This is a genomic window from Psychroserpens damuponensis, assembly GCF_000826655.1.
GTDB lineage: Bacteria > Bacteroidota > Bacteroidia > Flavobacteriales > Flavobacteriaceae > Psychroserpens > Psychroserpens damuponensis.
The window spans coordinates 370,415-387,062 of the sequence record NZ_JXJO01000016.1 but is presented as its reverse complement, the minus strand read 5'-3'; the positions used below and the strand labels follow the sequence as shown (position 1 = coordinate 387,062).

20 protein-coding genes are annotated in these 16,648 nt (G+C 30.9%); 6 read left to right on the top strand and 14 right to left on the bottom strand.

Annotated elements, in window-relative coordinates; all coding sequences use genetic code 11:
• Positions 1–31: 31 nt before the first annotated feature.
• Positions 32–1,393, top strand: coding sequence for a DEAD/DEAH box helicase (locus TD29_RS08655; RefSeq protein WP_040280067.1), 1,362 nt, complete (start codon positions 32–34; stop codon positions 1,391–1,393).
• A gap of 91 nt (positions 1,394–1,484) precedes the next feature.
• Entirely contained in the window at positions 1,485–2,264 is a 780-nt protein-coding gene (locus TD29_RS08650) for a S1/P1 nuclease (RefSeq protein WP_040280066.1), read from the top strand.
• A gap of 126 nt (positions 2,265–2,390) precedes the next feature.
• On the opposite strand, the gene TD29_RS08645 is transcribed toward TD29_RS08650, so the two are convergent.
• From TD29_RS08645 to TD29_RS08635, 4 genes are all read right to left on the bottom strand, one after another.
• Positions 2,391–3,218 (bottom strand): mechanosensitive ion channel family protein, encoded by an 828-nt coding sequence (locus TD29_RS08645; protein ID WP_040280065.1) that lies wholly within the window; start codon positions 3,216–3,218, stop codon positions 2,391–2,393.
• 21 nt (positions 3,219–3,239) lie between these two features.
• Positions 3,240–3,383, bottom strand: a complete 144-nt coding sequence (locus TD29_RS18655; RefSeq protein WP_162483906.1) for a hypothetical protein — start codon at positions 3,381–3,383, stop codon at positions 3,240–3,242.
• Between the two features lie 32 nt (positions 3,384–3,415).
• Positions 3,416–3,991, bottom strand: a complete 576-nt coding sequence (locus TD29_RS08640) for an RNA polymerase sigma factor (protein ID WP_040280064.1) — start codon at positions 3,989–3,991, stop codon at positions 3,416–3,418.
• A 176-nt stretch (positions 3,992–4,167) separates the two neighbouring features.
• Positions 4,168–4,590 carry a MotA/TolQ/ExbB proton channel family protein gene (locus tag TD29_RS08635; protein WP_040280062.1) on the bottom strand — a complete coding sequence of 141 codons (423 nt, stop codon included), beginning with the start codon at positions 4,588–4,590 and terminating at the stop codon, positions 4,168–4,170.
• Between the two features lie 336 nt (positions 4,591–4,926).
• Here TD29_RS08635 and TD29_RS08630 point away from each other — a divergent pair, with 336 nt between their 5' ends.
• From TD29_RS08630 to TD29_RS08620, 3 genes are all read left to right on the top strand, one after another.
• Positions 4,927–5,841 (top strand): sensor histidine kinase, encoded by a 915-nt coding sequence (locus tag TD29_RS08630; RefSeq protein ID WP_241485258.1) that lies wholly within the window; start codon positions 4,927–4,929, stop codon positions 5,839–5,841.
• Entirely contained in the window at positions 5,834–6,550 is a 717-nt protein-coding gene (locus tag TD29_RS08625; RefSeq protein ID WP_040280060.1) for a LytR/AlgR family response regulator transcription factor, read from the top strand. Before TD29_RS08630 ends, TD29_RS08625 begins: the two co-directional genes overlap by 8 nt.
• 70 nt (positions 6,551–6,620) lie before the next feature.
• Positions 6,621–7,211, top strand: a complete 591-nt coding sequence (locus TD29_RS08620; protein ID WP_040280059.1) for a hypothetical protein — start codon at positions 6,621–6,623, stop codon at positions 7,209–7,211.
• A gap of 43 nt (positions 7,212–7,254) precedes the next feature.
• Here TD29_RS08620 and TD29_RS08615 read toward each other — a convergent pair whose 3' ends face one another.
• The 9 genes from TD29_RS08615 to TD29_RS08575 all read right to left on the bottom strand — a co-directional run bounded on the left by TD29_RS08615 (position 7,255) and on the right by TD29_RS08575 (position 14,817).
• Complete coding sequence (locus TD29_RS08615; RefSeq protein WP_040280058.1) at positions 7,255–7,968, bottom strand: hypothetical protein; 714 nt, start codon at positions 7,966–7,968, stop codon at positions 7,255–7,257.
• 24 nt (positions 7,969–7,992) lie between these two features.
• Positions 7,993–8,775, bottom strand: a complete 783-nt coding sequence (locus TD29_RS17875) for a DUF6090 family protein (RefSeq protein ID WP_052467035.1) — start codon at positions 8,773–8,775, stop codon at positions 7,993–7,995.
• Positions 8,772–9,506 carry a hypothetical protein gene (locus TD29_RS18650; protein WP_162483905.1) on the bottom strand — a complete coding sequence of 245 codons (735 nt, stop codon included), beginning with the start codon at positions 9,504–9,506 and terminating at the stop codon, positions 8,772–8,774. The genes TD29_RS17875 and TD29_RS18650 overlap by 4 nt, the downstream gene beginning before the upstream one ends.
• Before the next feature lie 17 nt (positions 9,507–9,523).
• Positions 9,524–10,222, bottom strand: coding sequence for a hypothetical protein (locus TD29_RS18645; protein ID WP_162483904.1), 699 nt, complete (start codon positions 10,220–10,222; stop codon positions 9,524–9,526).
• A 35-nt stretch (positions 10,223–10,257) separates the two neighbouring features.
• Positions 10,258–11,022 (bottom strand): DUF6090 family protein, encoded by a 765-nt coding sequence (locus tag TD29_RS17865; protein WP_052467033.1) that lies wholly within the window; start codon positions 11,020–11,022, stop codon positions 10,258–10,260.
• 244 nt (positions 11,023–11,266) lie between these two features.
• Positions 11,267–12,664: a dihydrolipoyl dehydrogenase gene (lpdA, locus tag TD29_RS08590; protein WP_040280055.1), complete on the bottom strand. Its 1,398-nt coding sequence runs from the start codon at positions 12,662–12,664 to the stop codon at positions 11,267–11,269.
• Positions 12,665–12,893: 229 nt separating this feature from the next.
• Positions 12,894–13,664, bottom strand: a complete 771-nt coding sequence (locus TD29_RS08585) for a LuxR C-terminal-related transcriptional regulator (protein WP_040280053.1) — start codon at positions 13,662–13,664, stop codon at positions 12,894–12,896.
• A gap of 47 nt (positions 13,665–13,711) precedes the next feature.
• Positions 13,712–14,338 carry a CPBP family intramembrane glutamic endopeptidase gene (locus TD29_RS08580; RefSeq protein WP_040280052.1) on the bottom strand — a complete coding sequence of 209 codons (627 nt, stop codon included), beginning with the start codon at positions 14,336–14,338 and terminating at the stop codon, positions 13,712–13,714.
• Positions 14,339–14,355: 17 nt separating this feature from the next.
• Positions 14,356–14,817 carry an Lrp/AsnC family transcriptional regulator gene (locus TD29_RS08575; protein ID WP_040280155.1) on the bottom strand — a complete coding sequence of 154 codons (462 nt, stop codon included), beginning with the start codon at positions 14,815–14,817 and terminating at the stop codon, positions 14,356–14,358.
• 138 nt (positions 14,818–14,955) lie between these two features.
• Between TD29_RS08575 and TD29_RS08570 the strand changes: the two genes are divergently transcribed.
• Positions 14,956–16,041, top strand: a complete 1,086-nt coding sequence (locus TD29_RS08570) for a flavin-containing monooxygenase (protein ID WP_052467032.1) — start codon at positions 14,956–14,958, stop codon at positions 16,039–16,041.
• 37 nt (positions 16,042–16,078) lie between these two features.
• Here the strand turns inward: TD29_RS08570 and TD29_RS08565 are convergent, their stop codons facing one another.
• Positions 16,079–16,624: an HNH endonuclease gene (locus tag TD29_RS08565; protein ID WP_040280153.1), complete on the bottom strand. Its 546-nt coding sequence runs from the start codon at positions 16,622–16,624 to the stop codon at positions 16,079–16,081.
• Positions 16,625–16,648: the final 24 nt, after the last annotated feature.

The following is a 16,648-nucleotide window of genomic DNA, read 5'->3' as shown; positions in this document are numbered from 1 at the left end:
TTTTTCCGAAGTAAAAAATTATCTTTGCACCATGGAACAACAAACCACTTTTACCGATTTAAATTTAAACACACCTTTGTACAATGCCTTAGGTGATTTAGGTTTTGAATACCCAACACCAATCCAAGCGCAAGCTTTTAATATTGTGTCCTCTGGAAAAGATGTCGTTGGTATTGCCCAAACAGGTACAGGTAAGACGTTTGCTTACATGCTTCCTATTTTGCGTCACTTAAAATATTCTACTCAAGATAACCCTAGAATTTTAGTTTTAGTGCCAACACGAGAACTTGTTGTACAGGTTGTTGATGAAATTGAAAAACTAGCTGCTTACATCAACGTAAGAGTTTTAGGCGTTTATGGTGGTACCAATATTAACACTCAAAAACAGGCTATTGCTGGCGGACAAGATATTATTGTTGCGACTCCAGGAAGGCTTTTTGATTTGGCTGTAAGTCGTGTTTTACAATTAAAGTCTATTCAAAAATTAGTGATTGATGAAGTTGATGTGATGCTAGATTTAGGGTTTAGGCATCAACTTTTAAACATTTTTGACATTTTACCACCTCGTCGACAAAACATTATGTTTTCTGCAACCATGACAGAAGATGTAGATGATTTAATTGTAGACTTTTTTAAGAAACCTAAAAAAGTAACTATTGCAGTTTCGGGTACACCTCTCGATAATATTGAGCAAGAGCGTTATGATGTGGCTAATTTTTATACAAAGGTAAACTTGTTAGAACATTTGCTCCACGATACGCAAACCTTTAACAAAGTACTTATTTTTGTGGCCTTTAAACGTATGGCAGATTTGCTGTTTGACCAATTAGAAGAATTATTCCCTGAGCAATCTTGTGTGATTCACTCTAATAAAACTCAAAATTATAGACTACGAAGTATAGAGCAATTTAGAGCTGGAGAGAATAGAATTTTGATTGCTACAGATGTTATGGCTCGTGGATTGGATATTGAGAATATTAGCCAGGTGATTAACTTTGACACACCAAAATATCCAGAAAATTACATGCATAGAATTGGTAGAACTGGTCGTGCAGAGCAACCAGGTCATGCGATTTCTTTTTCTACGGAAAAAGAGCAAGAATCTATTGAGAACATAGAGTCTTATATGGATATGAAAATTAAATTACTTGATTTCCCTGAAAATGTAAAAGTCTCTAAAGAACTCATTGAAGAAGAGCGTCCGCAAATAAGAGAACGTAACAATCCTATAAAACAACGAGATCTCGATGCTCCTGGACCAGCTTTTCATGAAAAGAAGGACAAAAATAAAAAGGAAAATCTTGGTGGTTCTTACAAATTCAAAATTGCTGCAAAATACAAGAAGCCTAAAACTCGAGGTGATAAAAATTATAATAAGCGTAATAAGAAATAAGGGCTTAGCCTCTAGTTTACCATGCTTACTCTTACATAGGGAAGTCTTCAATGTTCAAATTTTAAAAATTAAATCTCTCAATTACATCCTAATGAAATATATTTTTTTAATCCTATTTTTCTTGTTGTCTAATTTCAACATGCATGCTGAAACACCTCCTGTTTGGGGTAAAACTGGACATCGTGTGGTTGGTGCCATAGCAGATAATTATTTAAAAGGGAGTACAAAACGACAGCTTAAAAAGTTATTACATCATGAGTCTTTAGCTTTTGTATCTACTTATGCCGATGAGATTAAATCAGATTCTCGCTATAAGGAATTTAGTGCATGGCATTATCTTAACATGCCTTTAGATGGTACTTATGAGTCTTCTAACAAAAACCCTAAAGGTGATTTGGTCACAGGAATTGAATTTTGCAAAGACAAGATTACTAACGACCTATCTACAGATGAGGATAAAGCGTTTTATTTAAAATTACTTATTCATCTCATTGGAGATTTACATCAACCTATGCACTTAGGATTATTAGACGATCGTGGTGGAAATGATTTTGATGTACAATGGAATTATAAAGATTCTAATTTACACAGAGTTTGGGACACACAAATGATTGAATCTTACGGAATGAGTTATTCAGAACTGTCAGATAATGCTGAATTTCTTACTAAAACAGAAATAAAAGAGCTACAAAAAGGCACTATTTTAGATTGGATTGCAGAAACACATGCATTGACTGTACAAGTATATGGTTCGGCAAAAAAAGGGGAGAATTTACGTGGTCGCTATTCTTACAAATATTTAAATATAGCGAGAGCTCAATTGCAAAAAGCTGGCATTAGATTAGCTGTTGTATTAAATGACATTTTGTAATACAATTTAAAGGTTTTGGAGTTGTTACATTTCCGCAGTTAATCCCTTATCAAATTAATGACAAGGGATTAGAGAAAACCTTGAAGAGACTAAACTTTTTATAACATAATCCCTAAAAAATAATGTTTAGTCTACGACCTTAATATGGTTTTCTACAATATCCTTAACTGGTACGATGACTTTACCTTCGTTAGATTTTAAAACCACAGAGATATTATTTATAGAATCTATCTCGTACACTTTACCTTCAAATTCAATTTTCTTGCCTACTTCAAATGTTTTTCTAGTGTAAAACGTTTTTAATAAGTCTCCAACAACTTCTTTTGCTCCCAAGCCAAAAGCCAAAGAAAAGGCTAATAAAAAGGCAGCTAAAATCATTGTCAAATTACTTGTAATGATATCTGTATTTATGCCTGCTTGATTTAAAGCGGTTATAGAAATAAATGTAAGTAATAGAAAAAATACAAGTTGGCTTAACATTTTACCTCCAGATAAATCCATAGAATCAAATAGAGATTGTAAACCTTTTTTAACAAAATTAGCAAATAGCAGTCCTATCATAAAAATGACAAGTGCGACCAATAACTTAGGTAAATACGTTAAAAATTCTCCTATTTTTTCTGATAGCATGTCTAGACCTAAAACATCAGAAATCATGATAATTACCATGATGTAAATAATGAGTTTAACAAATTTTGTTATAATTTTTACCGAATTAAAATTGAGCTGCTTCCCTTCTACAATCTCAATCTCATTAATTTTCTCATCTAGTTTGTGCACTTTAGCAAGTTTAAGCGCTTTTTTAATAATTCGAGTTACGACTTTTGCTGCAAGCCATCCCAAAACAAGTATTACTATAGCGATGGCAACATTTGTAGCCATATTGATAATTTCTGGCCACATAGTAGATAGTGAGCCCATTGCAGTATCCTTATATTCAGTTAATTTATCCATGATTTATTATTTTAATAGCTTTTACTTTTTATCTCTTTTACTCATTACTGTCTCGATAACATCCCCTAAATTATATGAAAACAACTCTGCCAACTCCATGATAAGCTTAGCAATAGCAATATCGTTCATAACTTTTGACTTCAGTTCTGGTGGAACTGACTTCAATGGCTGATCTATGTCTTTAAAAGGATTTTCCATTAGTCAAGGTTATTATTATACACAGTTAACAATTTATCTTTAGCGCGTTTAATTCTCATTTTCACTGCGCTTTGCCCTACACCTAAAACACTTTCAATTTCCTTAATAGTAAGGTTATCTTGATATTTTAGTAATAGTATCATTTTTTCATCTGGAGATACAAGTTCTAATGCTTTTTTGAGTTGATCCACTCGCATGTTTGTAAAATCTGACGAATCATCAACGTCTTCAGATATGTTCTCAATATCTGCATAATCTACAGATTGTTTTTCAAATTTTTTAGCTGTATTTCTGGTTACATAATTAACACAATGGTTATACGTAAAGGCATATAGCCAAGTTGAAAATTTTGAGTTACCCTTAAAGCTAGCCAACTTTACAAAAAGCTTCAAAAAGATATCTTGAGTTAAGTCTTTTGCCTCATCTCCATCTTTAGCAAACCCATAGCATTTATTATATACCAACGTTGCAAAACGATCATACAATACTTCAAAAAGCATGGTATCATTTGTTTTAACAATAGCACTTACCAGATCTTCATCTGATAATTTTACAATGTCATTAGAGGGTTGCAAATATTATAAATTGATTATATTGTTTGTATTAGGACACTCAAAATATAGTTAGGTCACATTTAATTTGAATAGTAGGTTAAAATTATGAAATTAAATACTCGCGTGAACTATAAATGATAAAAAAAAGCGAACTTTTAAAAGTTCGCTTTTTATAAATTTGAAATTGAAGGTGCTATTTATTCTGAAATATCTTTCACAGGTAACCTCAATCTTAATATAAGAATTCCTAGCCTCGCGATAACAAAGCTGAAGAGACCAAAAGTTGCTGTTAACAACGACACTTTGAGTCCGCCAGCAAAAATTGCAGGATCAGGATTTCCCATGGCTTCTACAGAATCGAAAGCTGTGATTAATCCAATTACAGATCCTAGAAAACCTATAACAAGTGCTAATAAACTAGAATCTACTGCTAGACTCATCATTTTTCTCGCCTTTGGTAGTGCAGACGTTGTTTTCATAAAACCAATAATTATAAACACTAATGATGCTAAAAGGCATAATAAAATAAGCGTCATAAATAATGGACCTCCATCCATAAATAGATTTGTTGCGATAGATTGCGTAAAGAGACTTTGACATGAAATTGTTAGTGTATTCATAATTATAAATTTAGTTAAACATGCTCAAACTTAAAAATTAAGGCCTTTGATATTAATTAAATGCGACCAACAACCATTTATCTACTGGATTTAACATTAATGTCAAAACCCTTACTAAATTGGTTGTTCATCTCTATTTGATATGTTTGAGAAAAAAAATATGGTATTATTGTATAGAAGAAACTACCCATGTTTACGAACCAAGTTATTATAAAAAAAATAGGACAGGTTTTATTACACCTACTCTTTTGGGCTAGTGTTTTATTTTTTTACACCTATTTTTTTAGAACAAATAGCGCTAGCTTTAATGATACGCTACTTTTTTCAATATTTATTATGCCAACAACTATTGCAACGACGTATGTTTCTGCTTACAAATTAATACCCGATTATTTAATTACAAAAAAGTATTGGCAATTTGGACTTTACAGTTTATACACCTTTATTATTTCGTTGTATTTACTTATGGTGTCTATCTTTTTTAGTCTTATTTACATTTCAAATTTTGAATATAGCGCAATGAATCCTGCTACAAAAAACATCATTTTTATAGCTACTGCTGTGTATTTGGTAGTTGTTGTGGTAAGTGCATTTAAATTATTAAAACTTAATTTAAAGCAAGCGTCAACAACCAAAATACTAGAAACCAAAATATTAAACACGCAACTCAAATTAAAGGAACAAGAACTCAATTATTTGAAAACGCAAATTCATCCGCATTTTTTGTTTAACACTTTAAACACGATGTATGGTTTAGCACTAAAAAAAGCTGAACAAACGCCAGATATGATATTAAAACTGTCTAATTTATTAGATTATTTATTATATCAAACCGAAAAACCAATGGTTCCAATTCATGAAGAAATCGAACATATTAAAGATTATATCGCTTTAGAAAAAATGCGTTTTAACGACACCTTACGTGTTGAAATAGATGTAAATTTAGAATCAAATACCACAACTATTGCTCCTATGCTATTACTTCCTTTTATAGAAAACAGCTTTAAACATGGTAGTATTAAACATGGTAAGTTACACATTGAAATACAACTCACTGCTGGTTTGGATACGGTACATTTCCGAATAAAAAATTCTAATTCTAAAAACCAAACGGCACAACATGGGATTGGATTAGATAACATTAAAAAGCGACTAGAATTATTATATCCTAACAAACACGAACTGTCTATATTTAATAATGAAGCTACTTTTGAGGTAGATTTAAATCTTAAAACGGTTGGTAATGACTAAACATCAAATGATATCGTGTTTAATTGTTGATGATGAATCTATTGCAAGAGAAATTATTGCCACGCATTTATCTAAAATCAAAAACATACATGTGATTGCCAGCTGTAGTAATGCGTTAGAGGCTTTTAACCATATTAGTAATCAAAACATTGATTTGGTGTTTTTAGATATCAACATGCCTGAAATTTCTGGTATTTCATTCGCTAAATCTATAAATAGCAACATTAAAGTCATTTTCACAACTGCCTATAGAGACTATGCTGTTGAGGGTTTTGAACTAAAAGCTGTAGATTATTTATTAAAACCCATTTCGTTTGAGCGATTAAAAAAAGCGCTAGATACGTATTTTGATATCTACGGAAATGTAACCAACTCCAAGACCTCAACTCATGACATTTCAGAATTTATGTTTGTGAGATCAGATCGCAAAATGATTAAAATAGATTATCGTTCTATTTATTATATAGAGAGTTATAGTGATTATTTAAAAATACACTTAGAGCACCAAACTATTGTCACTAGAGAAACGATAAGTGCGATTGAAGCAAAATTACCTAAGCGTTTGTTTATGCGTATTCATCGCTCGTATATCATTTCTATAAATCACATTAAATCGTTTACAAACGAGCATATTACAATTAACAATCAAACCTTACCAATAAGTAGATCGTATAAAAAAGAAGTTTTAAAACAGCTCGAAAAATTTTAGGTTTAGTCAATAAAAACGTAATTTACACGTTGCCTAAGTAATCACCATCTATTTTAAAGTCTGCTTATTAATGAAAGAATACCTACACAACACTATTCCTAATTTAAAACCGTTTAATTATTCGCTACATTATAAGTCGTTATTTATTGATAAAGCTTGGGTATTAGTAAATGGAATTTCTAAAAAAAAATCTACCTACACCTTTAAAGACGACAATATTTTAGAGATTTCTAGAAAAGACTATTCTATTGAAACCTCTTGGACTATAGATATTCAAAACATTTTTTCAATTGAGACTGAAGATGGACTTATCACTGTAAAAGTGTATTTTAAAGATGATGATGTTTTAGTGCTTAACCACCAAAATAAAGAAGAATTTGCGCTTTTTATTAATACAACAAATTATACCGAAGATTTAAACTCTGTTGAAGATGTGCAAACCTTTTTAAGAGAAAAATACAAACGAAAGGTCTCAAATTTAATTTACGATCATGAGTTTTACTACGTAGAAAAATCTAAAGAGTTTGGCCCATTTACAGTTGAACAACTTTCAGAAAAAGTAAAAAAAGAACAAATAAGTGAATTTTGCTTTGTTAGAGATGTCAATGCCTATGATTACAGTAATCGTTTACGCATTTATGATTTGATTAAGGAATTGTAAATCTAGGATTTTTGTGATTTAAATACTTATTAAAATTTTTATATTAGTTACTATTATTTTTATCAAATGCTGCAAAAATAGCTTTTAGTTTATTAAAGGATTTGATTGAACGTTCATAAGCTTCTTTGTTGAGATTTAAAGAGGTTCGTCGTGCTAAAATATAATTTTGAAAATGGATTTCTTTTGCATAATTTTTTGAGCTTAACTGCATTTCAAAAAAGCTCACGTTTTTAATTAAAAAATTCTCGTAATAATCTTTGAACCCTTGAAAATCTAAATCTTCAACGGTTTTTATATCATTAAATGTTTCATATGGTTCTGAAATAGCATTACGCAAGTTTAAATCATCAAACAACTTTAAGTCTCCAGAAAATTTCAAATTTTCATAAGTTATCATTGTTGGGTTTATGTAGCTAGTATGCATTATCCTATCTGATTTTTCGGCAATTTTTGGGTTATCGTAGTCTTTAAAGTATAATATATTCACTAACGTATCAATTTCTTTAAGCATTACAGCTGTAAAATCTTTATGCTCTATTAATCGTTCTATGTTACGATTTGCTTCGTCATTTAACTGAATGATATATAGGTCGCGTAATTTTAAATTATTGTTGTTTTGTGCATTTTCGTTAATGGCTAACGCTATAAGTATACCTATAATTACTAATACTATTTCGCCAATGGCATAAATTAGATATTTACTAAATTTGTTTTTAGAGAGTAATTGCTGTCTTATGCGTCTAAAAAAATTTACCATGTTTACACTTTAGTGATTATGTTCTTATTTCTGCTTCTCTAAATAATCATTTATGATTTTAATTGTTGCTTTACCTTTTTCGTCGAGGGTCGCTCTAACGTTGTTACTGTACAAAATGTTTGCTTTTAGTATGGTAAAATCTTTAAATACTTCTTTTTTTTGAACGTCATTTAAATTATCATAAAAGTGAATGATATCTTCATGAGTGACCACGTTAGTATTTGAATTCCATCGTGGTGCCATAGAAGCCTCATATATAAAGGCATCACCCATACAATCACGCAATCTGTAATAGGCACTTGTCTGTATGGCAATGTAGGTGTTTTCTTGTTTTATAACCTCTTCTACTTGCTTATAATAATTTTGTATACTTTCTCTTAATTCCTCTGAAGCGATTAACGCTAACTTACCAGAAAATTTCATTTCATTGAATACCACATCATTGCCTTCAAACCAGTTGGTCCTTTGAACTTTACTTGAAGCCGTTAAAAAAGCTTGTTGATTTGATGTAATTGAATTAGTCGTTTGTATACGCATTATCTGTGTAAATGCATCTAGTTTTAACGTGTCTGTATTAAAATGCATCTCAAGTTCAGTTTGGTCTTTGTGTAAATCCTTTAGAATTCTTTGAAGATAGTTCTGTTCGTATTGACTATTCTTTCTGTTTTCATTCCAAGTATTAATCTGTAGCGCAATGAGAATACCAATGACGACAAGTACTATTTCACCAATAGCGTATTTAAAGTATTGGGTTGTTTTGTTTTTCTCCATAAGGTCGTATCGTATTTTTCTAAAAAATTTAATCATGGTTTCAAGTTTAGCTCTGAATTTAATAAGTTGATTAGGCGCTCTCTCATAGCTTTAAATTCTTGCAAAGTGTACTTTTGATAAATAAGCATCTCTAACTTAAGCGTAATGATATTCCATGCTTCTAAATTATTAAATAGCTTATCAAAATCTGTTTCAGGCCCTCCAGATACGAGGCTGCCTTTATACATATCTAGAGCAATTTGTGAGTAATTAAGATTTTTGATTATAAATGGATCTATAGTTGATATATATTGATCACCTATGCCTTTATCAAGTGCCTTGAAACGGTTTAATTGAAAACTAAATGCTTGCAGCTCGTCTTTAATTTTGGTGTTATTTACTTTAGCTAAATAGCCTTCATTCATAAATTCTTGAACAATTGGGTAATTAAAATTATTGACCCAAGCAGTACCTAATGCTCCTAAGGTTTTTTGCAGTGTTGGTATAGAATCTTTGTTGTTAGAGCTTAATATTTCGAGCGTTTTTCTATTTTGAATTACTAAACTATCAATCCCATTAATTAAATTGTCTAGTTTATCACGACTACTTTCTAACTCTTCGTGCATACGTTCGTAGTAGTTGTTTAATGTGAGCTTTTGAAGACGTTTTTGGTTCCAATTATTAATTTGTAGGGCAATGAGAATCCCAATAACAACTAGGATGATTTCGCCAAAGGCGTATTTAAAGTATTTTGTGGTTTTGCCTTCGTTAAGAAGATTTTTTCTCATGTTTCTAAAAATTTTTATCATTCTGTTTCTTTAATTATGGCATCAATAATTATTTCTAACTGCTTAAGGTTATTGCTAGCCGATTTCACCCTGTATAAATAATCATCCATAATGTTTTCAAATTGTATGTCTTCGAATATATAAAGCTTGTCTATGTTTAGTAAGGTTTTGCTTTTCCATTGTAACACGCCATGCGTATCGATATCTTTCATGGAATAATGTTTTGATAAATAAGGAATTAATTCATTATCAATTTTTAATTCAACTCTACTGTAACTGACATCAGTTTTCTTTAGGGTTCTTGTCCATTTATAAAGTAAATTTTTTAAATCTTCATTTTGTAATAATTGTAATTTACCTGACTGTAATAAGTCTGAAATTGTATTTTCTGAAGGTCTGAATGAACCAGTTTCTAGCATTACATACATCAAACTATCCAAATTGTGTTGTTGGATAAGTTCTCTTTTTTGTCCAACAAGGTTCATTAACGCTATGGAAGCTTTGCAACCTTGATTGTTTTCTTCAACACCTAATTTTAAAGCAACTTTATTTTCTAAAAATTCAGTGTGTATATTTTTTAGAATAATTTTTTCTTCATTTTGCAGCAGTCTTTCTTGATTCCAATTGTTAATCTGTAGCGCAATGAGAATACCAATAACAACAAGAAATATTTCACCAATAGCGTATTTAAAGTATTGGGTTGTTTTATTTTCCATAATTAGGTTTTGGCGGATTTTTCTAAAGAATTTTATCATTTTTCTATTTCTGAATCTAGTTCAACTAAAATGAGTTCTATGTTCTCTTTTATACCTCCAAAAACTTTTGAGCCATTGGCAGCATTAATTGACAAATAGTAATTTAAAAGGTTATTCTCAAACTCTGTTAAGCTAAACAAGTTTCTATTGCTAACTGTATCTGAAATAGATTGATGTTCAAAATCAATACCTCTATCAAATAGTACTTTTCGTATGTTTCCATTTATATTTAGTAGATGAAACATGTCTTCTTTTATTGAATTAATACCTTTTTCTTGTAATTCAAATGTATCTAACGTGCTTTCAAAAGAAGCAAGATGTTGTCTTAGTTGTTCATTTTGAATTAAATTAAGGTTCCCTGAACTAATAATATCGGTTAATACACCTTTTGAAGGTTGATAGCTTACTGAGCTTCCAAAAAATGAAAACATTAAATCTGAAATTCCTTTATCACTTATGGTATCACGAACTTTACTATCAAATAAAGTGAGCAATTCCTCTATGTTTTGCATTAGTTCTTTATTTTCTGAAATCGTCTTATTTAACTTACCAAGATTGGTTTTAAACTCACTTTGAAGTGATAACAAATAGGCTTGTTCGGTTTTGCGTAGTTGCCTGTTATTACTCCAATTATTAATATTTAAGGCAATTAAAATCCCAATCACTACAAGGATAATTTCACCAATAGCATAGATGAGGTATTTTGAAAATTTATTTTCGGTGAGAAGTCGCTGTCTAAAACGACGAAATAATGTAATCATTTACTTTCTTATAAGTTGAAAGCAAATTAAGTTGACAACTGTAGTTGAGGCTGGTTAACTATTTGTGTTTAAAGATATTAAATTGTTATAGACAATTGTTAAAATCTTACAAAAATTAAGTTGTATTTTAAAAACTCAAATAAAACCTCCAATTTCCGTAGAAAAAAGACACAAAAAAAGCGAATCAATTGATTCGCTTTCTTATAATTTTATATGTCATTTTAAGAACGACATGTTAGTGTACTTAAAAATGCAGTGCACTATCATCTACATCTAGAGCAGCTTCTTTAATAGCTTCTGTAAATGTTGGGTGTGCGTGAGACATACGAGCTACATCTTCGGCAGATGCTCTGTACTCCATGGCCACAACAGCTTCGGCAATCATATCTGCTGCACGAGCTCCAATCATGTGAACACCTAAAATTTCGTCTGTTTTTTCATCGGCTAGGATTTTTACAAATCCGTCTGTATCCATACTTGCTCTACTTCTACCTAAAGCTCGCATAGGAAATTGACCTGTTTTATAGGCAACACCTGCTGCTTTTAATTCTTCTTCAGTTTTTCCAACTGCAGCCACTTCTGGCCATGTATAAACTACACCAGGAATTAAATTATAATCTATATGTGGTTTTTGACCTGCTAATTGCTCTGCAACTAAAACTCCTTCTTCAGATGCTTTATGAGCTAACATAGCGCCTTTTACAACATCACCAATGGCATAAATATTTTTAGCACTTGTTTGTAGGTGAGCATTAGTTTCTACCTGACCTCTATCTGTAACCTTTACACCTGCAGCTTCTAAGTTAAGTCCTTCTGTATATGGTTTACGACCAACAGCTACTAAACAATAATCACCTTTAAACTCTACAACTTCACCTTTTTTATTTTCGGCTGTAACGATTACCTCATCTCCATTGCGCTCAACAGATGTGACTTTATGAGACACATTCATTTTAAACTTAGCCTTTTTAAATACTTTGTTTAATTCTTTTGATAAGCCTGCATCCATACCAGCAATGATACGATCCATAAATTCTACAACGGTGACTTCTGCTCCTAAACGCTTATACACTTGTCCCAGTTCTAAACCAATAACACCACCTCCTATTACGATTAAGTGTTTCGGGATTTCTTTAAGCTCAAGAGCTTCAGTAGATGTGATGATACGTTCTTTATCTAACTTTATAAATGGTAAGTTAGCGGGTTTTGATCCTGTAGCAATTATAGTATGTTTTGCTTCTATTTCGGTTTTCTCATTGCCGTCGATAGAAATATGCGTAGCATCAATAAAACTCCCTAAACCTTCGTAGACATCAATTTTATTTTTTTTCATTAAGAAATCAATTCCGCCTGTAGTTTGATCTACAACAGATCGTTTACGAGCAATCATTTTCTCTAAATTTACTTTGATCTCGCCTGGAATCTCGATACCATGTTCTTCAAAATGTTTAATTGCATCTTCGTAGTGATGAGATGAATCTAAAAGGGCTTTACTTGGAATACAACCTACGTTTAAGCATGTGCCACCAAGTTTAGAATATTTTTCAATGATTGCGGTTGACATTCCTAATTGTGCGCAACGAATTGCTGCTACATATCCACCAGGTCCAGAACCTATTACTGCTACATCGTATGATTTCATAAACTATTTATTTTTCTAATTATAATACGTAAACAAAAGTACAATTTAGATTAAAGAATTACTATTATTTTTCTAGGTTTAAGAAGCTATACATAAAAAAAGCCCATTCTCTATAGACGACAAAATCTAAATAGAATGAGCATATTTTTTCCCTATTCAATTAATAACGATTCAAAATTCGTTAATTTCATTGGGTGGTGCAATACTCAATTTGAGTATTTCTTAAAATTTATATAAAATGTTGGTTCATTTTAAGCATACCAATAAGCTCTCCTGTTGAAGAAACATTAAGTTTTTTTAAAATATTTCTGCGATGTGTATCTACCGTATGCGGACTAATACTTAGTTTTTCTGAAATGAGCTTACTGGAGTAATCTAGCAGTAATAACCTAATCACATCACGCTCTCTATTACTAATACCATCGCTTAATAATTTTTGCGAAAAATTATCAAAATAAATGGTTTCGTATTCATTTTGAGCATTTAAAAGTTTTGCAGATGCAGTAATTTCCATTTTAATTTTAGGATCTAAAACCGTGTAATGTGCTAAGCCAATTATTGGTTTTCCATCTGAATCAAATGCTAATGGTGTTGTGTTTTGAACAATATTAACATACGATCCTGCTGCGTTTTTAAATCTAAAATTCCAGGTGTAATTTGCTTTTTTTCTATTCTCTTCGGAAATTTCACCAAGAGTAAATTCCATAAGTTTGTTTAACGCTTTTAACCAGCTCTCAATATCATCAGGATGAATTCTACTCCAAAAATAACGCATTCCGTTAGTTTTCATCTCAATAGGATCTAAACCTAAACATGTCCTGAAATTTTTACTAATAAATTCAAATTTTAAATCTTGAGTATTGGTCACACAGAAAAATGTAGAACTATAAGGCAAAAACTCATCTAGCTCAATAATTTTTTTAATATGTTCTTCTAATGATGGTTTATCATAAGACTTAAATATTGTTTTATAAAGGTCTTTAATTTGATTGTATTTCATTATTAAGGATATTAGAAATAGAGCTGCATAAATTTAATGGTTTTTTCTTAACTAGGAAAACCGAGCATGTCTCCCATACCAACCGTGAATAACCAACAGCCATAAATGGCATGTTCTATAGACACCAATAACGTAGATTTTGTTTTGTAAAATGTTCGTGCAAAAAGTAGTCCTCCAACGAAGGTCAGGATCATGACTAGCATATTTCCGAAGAACAAATGTGCCAAAGAAAACAGTATCGCATTTAAAATTATAAAGCGATTTTTATTAGTGAACAAGGCCTGATAACGTTGAAAAAAGAAGGTTCTATAAATTAATTCTTGAGGATACACCGAAAAAAAACTATACACAAAAAGAATTCCCAACCACAATAACGGCTTATGTAAAATTACCACATAAAGGTTTGATTGGTCTACAAACCACATGTATAAAGTTGTGAGAATGGCAATAATAATCAATTGCAAACCTGTGCGCTTAAAAAATGTACTCCAACGTAACTGTGGTGCAACTTTAAACTTATTTTTTTCAATACGCAATAACACAAAAAGAACATATATAAATCCTAAAACACTTATTAACATTTTAATCCATATAGGATATTGTATTGCAAAACTTATTGGTATTAAAATAAAAATGATACACAATTCGGAAAGTTTATAAATGGGAGATTGCATCTTTTTAAGGTCATCAATTATTCTACACTAATTGCCGTTGTATGCTTGACTTCACTCATCATAAAGGCGCTATGTGTGCTTCCTATGTGACTAATTTTAGTTAATTTTTTTACCATAAACTCTCTAAACTCTTCCATATCTGCAACAATTACTTTGAGCAAATAATCATAATCTCCACTTATATGATAACATTCTAAAACCTCCTCTAATTGAGAGACTTCTTTTTCAAATTTAACCACAAAATCTTGAGTATGCTGTAACAGTTTAATGCTACAAAATGTTACAAAAGACCTATCTATCTTTTTTTTATCAACTAAAGCAACATAACCAGAAATGATTTGAGCACGTTCAAGTTTTTTAATACGTTCATAAACCGCAGTTACCGATAAATTTAATTTACTTGAGAGCTCCTTATTAGTTTGCTTACTGTCTATTTGAAGTAAATGCAGTAATTTTTTGTCTATAGCATCTAATTGAATCATGTGATTTAAAAATTTATAGTTTTAAAACCTTAATAGGTAAAACAAATATAATTGTTAATCCTTTAGTAATAGTTTAATAGTCTAAATAAAGCATTATTACTTGTATAATCATCTAAATAAATGGAAATTTGCAACATGACAGACTTTATAATTATAGGTGCTGGTCAAGCAGGTTTATCTATAGCTTATCATCTTACACAATTAAAAAAAGATTTTCTAATTATTGATGCCAATAGTGAAACGGGAGCGCCTTGGTTAAAACGTTGGGATTCGTTAAAATTATTTACGCCTACAGAGTTTAATCATTTACCAGGACTTGATTTTCCTAGTAAAAAAGGCTACTATCCTAACAAGTACGAAGTTGCTGCCTATTTAAAATCTTATGTAGACACTTTCAATATTCCTATAACTTTTAATCAAAAAATCACAGAGTTAAAAAAGGAAAATGGTCATTTCATTCTAAAAAGCGACACCAAAACGTTTAAAGCCAACAATGTTATTGTTGCTACTGGACCGTTTCATAAACCGTTTACGCCTTCGTTTCATTCTAAAATTTCCGAAGAGATTGTTCAAATACATAGTGAGCACTATAAAAATCCAAAACAACTGCAAGATGGTGATGCTTTGGTGGTTGGCTCAGGAGACTCTGGCGTTCAAATTCTAAATGAAATATCTCAAACCGACCGTAAGGTCTATTTTTCTGGAGATACAAATATCACATCCATACCTCAAGAAATTTTAGGCAAAACATTGTGGTGGTGGTTTAAAAAAATTGGTTTCCTATCGGTTAGCAAATTTTCTTACATAGGAAAAAAACTTAGTAAAGGCGGACAACCTATTATTGGAACTGATGTAAAAACCTTATTAAAAAAACAAAATGTATGCTGTGTTGGCAGAACTCTCGATGCCAAGAACACCAAAATAAAATTTGAACATGGCGACTATAATACTATAAAAAATGTTGTTTGGGCTACAGGTTTTAAGCCTAATTTTGAATGGATTGATGGTGTCACATTAAATGATTACAACTACCCAAAAAACTACAGAGGTATTAGTGAAGTTGAAGGGCTTTACTTTTTAGGCTTGCCTTGGCTTTTTACCAGAGGATCAGCAACATTGGGAGGCGTCAAAAAAGATGCCGAATTTTTAAGCAATTACATTAAAAAGTTAGAAACAAAACCTAATTATTTTAATAAGATCTTGAAAAAGAAGTTTGCATAACTGCTATGCTTTATAAAAAATAGTGCTCTACCCTATTTTATTCTGATACAGAACTCCAGTTCTCTCCAGTTTTAATTCTATGAATTTGCATATCTGAGACACCAAAACGTTTTGCAATCATTTTGATTCTAGTTCTATTATTTTTTAATTGGCGTTTTATAATTTTAACCTTTGCTTCGTTTAATTTACCAATATTTTGACTTCTTTTTTTAACAACGTCTTCCCAATTTGGGTTATTAAATTGATGAAGCTCTTTTTCTCGTTTGGTTGCCCACTTTAGGTTTTCAACACGATTGTTGGTTTTGTCATAATCTAAGTGAATCACACAAATTCCATCTCCTTTTTCCAAAAAATGTTCGGCAACCAGTTTATGAACGTATCTACTGGTTTGTTTCCCATTCTTTTTTTGCTTTAATGGCAAATTTTGATATCCGTTTATGTAGTACTTTTTAACTAGAAAATTTTCTTCTGTTTTACAGTTTATAATTCTACCGTAATTTGATATTTTAAATTTCTCTTTTTCCGAAATTTTTTCATCAAATTCAATCGTTCTCCATTCTTCATTCCAATAATTCCTGATAATCATTTTTCTAATCTTAAATGCAAA

Coding starts and splice junctions, on each gene's coding strand:
- TD29_RS08655 (WP_040280067.1), top strand. CDS start 32: ATGGAACAACAAACCACTTTTACCGATTTAAATTTAAACACACCTTTG.
- TD29_RS08650 (WP_040280066.1), top strand. CDS start 1,485: ATGAAATATATTTTTTTAATCCTATTTTTCTTGTTGTCTAATTTCAAC.
- TD29_RS08645 (WP_040280065.1), bottom strand. CDS start 3,218: ATGGATAAATTAACTGAATATAAGGATACTGCAATGGGCTCACTATCT.
- TD29_RS08635 (WP_040280062.1), bottom strand. CDS start 4,590: ATGAATACACTAACAATTTCATGTCAAAGTCTCTTTACGCAATCTATC.
- TD29_RS08630 (WP_241485258.1), top strand. CDS start 4,927: ATGCCAACAACTATTGCAACGACGTATGTTTCTGCTTACAAATTAATA.
- TD29_RS08625 (WP_040280060.1), top strand. CDS start 5,834: ATGACTAAACATCAAATGATATCGTGTTTAATTGTTGATGATGAATCT.
- TD29_RS08620 (WP_040280059.1), top strand. CDS start 6,621: ATGAAAGAATACCTACACAACACTATTCCTAATTTAAAACCGTTTAAT.
- TD29_RS08615 (WP_040280058.1), bottom strand. CDS start 7,968: ATGGTAAATTTTTTTAGACGCATAAGACAGCAATTACTCTCTAAAAAC.
- TD29_RS17875 (WP_052467035.1), bottom strand. CDS start 8,775: ATGATTAAATTTTTTAGAAAAATACGATACGACCTTATGGAGAAAAAC.
- TD29_RS18650 (WP_162483905.1), bottom strand. CDS start 9,506: ATGAGAAAAAATCTTCTTAACGAAGGCAAAACCACAAAATACTTTAAA.
- TD29_RS18645 (WP_162483904.1), bottom strand. CDS start 10,222: ATGGAAAATAAAACAACCCAATACTTTAAATACGCTATTGGTGAAATA.
- TD29_RS17865 (WP_052467033.1), bottom strand. CDS start 11,022: ATGATTACATTATTTCGTCGTTTTAGACAGCGACTTCTCACCGAAAAT.
- lpdA (WP_040280055.1), bottom strand. CDS start 12,664: ATGAAATCATACGATGTAGCAGTAATAGGTTCTGGACCTGGTGGATAT.
- TD29_RS08585 (WP_040280053.1), bottom strand. CDS start 13,664: ATGAAATACAATCAAATTAAAGACCTTTATAAAACAATATTTAAGTCT.
- TD29_RS08580 (WP_040280052.1), bottom strand. CDS start 14,338: ATGCAATCTCCCATTTATAAACTTTCCGAATTGTGTATCATTTTTATT.
- TD29_RS08570 (WP_052467032.1), top strand. CDS start 14,956: ATGACAGACTTTATAATTATAGGTGCTGGTCAAGCAGGTTTATCTATA.